At 65.9% G+C, this 2539-nt stretch carries 3 protein-coding genes; all 3 read left to right on the forward strand.

Annotated features, from left to right (window positions below; all coding sequences use genetic code 11):
* The first annotated feature begins 134 nt into the window (after window positions 1-134).
* Genes tnpA through tnpC form a run of 3 tightly spaced genes read left to right on the forward strand, consistent with a single transcriptional unit; the run spans window position 135 to window position 2433 of the window.
* A complete protein-coding gene (gene tnpA / locus ACDP63_RS24505; protein ID WP_409928821.1) occupies window positions 135-530 on the forward strand; it encodes an IS66-like element accessory protein TnpA in 396 nt (131 codons plus the stop codon).
* Window positions 527-874: an IS66 family insertion sequence element accessory protein TnpB gene (tnpB, locus tag ACDP63_RS24510; protein WP_018000156.1), complete on the forward strand. Its 348-nt coding sequence runs from the start codon at window positions 527-529 to the stop codon at window positions 872-874. Before tnpA ends, tnpB begins: the two co-directional genes overlap by 4 nt.
* A 59-nt stretch (window positions 875-933) precedes the next feature.
* Window positions 934-2433, forward strand: coding sequence for an IS66 family transposase (gene tnpC / locus ACDP63_RS24515; RefSeq protein WP_409928822.1), 1500 nt, complete (start codon window positions 934-936; stop codon window positions 2431-2433).
* Window positions 2434-2539: the final 106 nt, after the last annotated feature.

Here is a 2539-nt window from a genome sequence, read left to right on the forward strand (position 1 = left end):
CCGTATCTTCGAGGCCGGACACACGACCGCACCTGATCACATGCCCGACCGTGCCCAAGATTCCGCTTGCATCCAAGGGGGCGTCCACACACGTCCGGCCTGACCGCCCTGCCGCGTGGTGAAAGAGGCGGATAGTGTCCACCATTGATAGTGGACACTATGGTGATGGCATGGCGCGTCGGACGAAGCGACTTTGGACGGATGAGGAGAAGCGTTCGATCTGTTTCCAGACGGCGGCGCCGGGCGTTTCCGTGGCTCAGGTGGCGCGGCGCTACGCGGTGAACGCGAACCTGATCTTCAAGTGGCTGCGCGATCCCCGTTATGCGCCGGACCCCACCTCGGTTGCGCGCCCAGCAGAGGAGGCGCGGTTTCTGCCCGTAGAGATCGTCGCGGAGACCAGGTCTACTCCGGCGGCACCTGCCGCCGAGAACCACATCGAGATCGAGCTGGCGGGCGGTCACCGGATGCGGATCAGCGGCAGCTATGATCCTGAGGCGCTGGCGCGGCTGATCCGGGGACTTTCGGCGTGATCCCGGTTCCGGCCAACACGCGGGTCTGGCTGGCTGCCGGGGTCACCGACATGCGCAAGGGCTTTGCTTCCTTGGCGGCGCAGGCCGAGGCGGTGCTGAAGCAGGATCCTTTCGGCGGGCATCTCTTCGTCTTCCGCGGCCGTCGCGGTGATCTGGTGAAGGTCATCTGGTGGGATGGCCAGGGGGCCTGCATGTTCATGAAGCGGCTGGAGCGGGGCCGGTTCGTCTGGCCCTCGGCCAAGGAGGGGAAGGTGGCGCTGACACCGGCGCAGTTGTCGATGCTCCTGGAAGGGATCGACTGGCGTGCCCCGGAGCGAACGTGGCGGCCCTTGGCAGCGGGATAATCAGGGGGGGCCACAAGAGAATGATTCCCATAAGGAATCCCGTGGGATAAACTCCTTGCATGCTCGATCAGACCCTGACCCTGCCGGAAGATCCCGAGGAGTTGCGCAGCTTCACCGCGCGGCTTCTGGCCGAGGTGAAGGCGCAGGCGATCCTGATCGAGAAGCTGCGGCACCAACTGGCCGGGCACCGGGCACACCGGTTCGGCGCGTCCTCGGAGACGGCAGAACAGCTTCAGTTGGCTCTTGAGGCCAGCGAGATCGCGGCCGCCGCGATGACGGCGCGGATGCGTCTGCCGGACATCGAGGAGAAGGGCAAACCCAAGCGCCGTCCGATCCCGGATCATATCCCCCGGATGGAGGTGGAACTGATGCCCGGCGCCGATGCCTGTGCCGATTGCGGCGGTCGCCTGCGCCGGATCGGCGAGGACGTCACGGAAGAGCTGGAGTATGTTCCTGGGCGCTTCATCGTGAACCGGATTGTCCGCCCCCGGCTGACCTGCGCTTGCTGCGAACGCTTCGTCCAGGCCCCGCTGCCGTCGCGCCCGATCGAGCGCGGTCGCCCCGGGCCGGGTCTGCTGGCCCATGTGCTGGTCAGCAAGTATGCCGACCATCTCCCCCTCTATCGCCAGAGCCAGATCTTCGGCCGCGAAGGGCTCGATCTCGACCGATCGACCCTGGCCGACTGGGTCGGCAAGACCACCACCCTTCTGGAGCCACTGGCCGAGGCCATCGGGCGCCATGTCCTGTCGGCCGAGGCGATCTTCGCCGACGATACGCCGGTGCGGATGCTGGCGCCCGGCACCGGCAAGACCCAGACGGCCCGGCTCTGGACCTATGCCCGCGATGAGCGCCCATGGGATGGCGATGCTCCGCCTGCCGCATGGTATCGCTTCTCGGGCGACCGCAAGGGTCAGCACCCCAAGGATCATCTGGCCCGTTTCCGCGGCTGGATGCATGCCGACGGCTATGCCGGGTTCGAGGATCTCTACCGTTCCGGCGCCATCCGCGAGGTCGCCTGCATGGCCCATGTCAGGCGCAAGTTCGTGGACATCCACCGATCGCAAGGTTCGCCGATCGCTGAGGAGGCCATCGGCCGCATCGCCCGGCTCTATGCCGTCGAGAAGGAAGCCCGAGGTTCGCCACCGGACCGCCGCGCCGAACTCCGTAAGGCACATGCCGCCCCGGTCTTCGATGACCTGGAAGTCTGGCTGGCCATGCAACTCACCACGATCTCGGGGAAATCCCCGCTAGCGGCCGCCATCCGATACGCCCTCACCAGGATGGAACGCCTGCGCCCCTACCTCGACAACGGCATCCTCGAACTCGACAACAACGCCGCCGAACGCGGCATGCGCGCCATCGCCCTCGGGCGGAAAAACTACCTATTCGTCGGTTCCGAGGCAGGTGGAAAGGCCGCCGCCATCGCCTACACCCTGATCGAAACAGCCAAGCTCAACGTCAGCGATCCCCATGCCTGGCTCGCCGACACCCTGGCCCGTATCCCTGATTACAAGATCACAAAGGTCGATGACCTGCTGCCTTGGAAATGGCCCGGGTAGCGCTCAGGCCGGACGTGTGTGGACGCCCCCTTGGATGCAAGCGGAATCTTGGGCACGGTCGGGCATGTGATCAGGTGCGGTCGTGTGTCCGGCCTCGAAGATACGG

It is taken from the genome of Paracoccus sp. P2, assembly GCF_046335115.1.
Lineage (GTDB): Bacteria > Pseudomonadota > Alphaproteobacteria > Rhodobacterales > Rhodobacteraceae > Paracoccus > Paracoccus pantotrophus.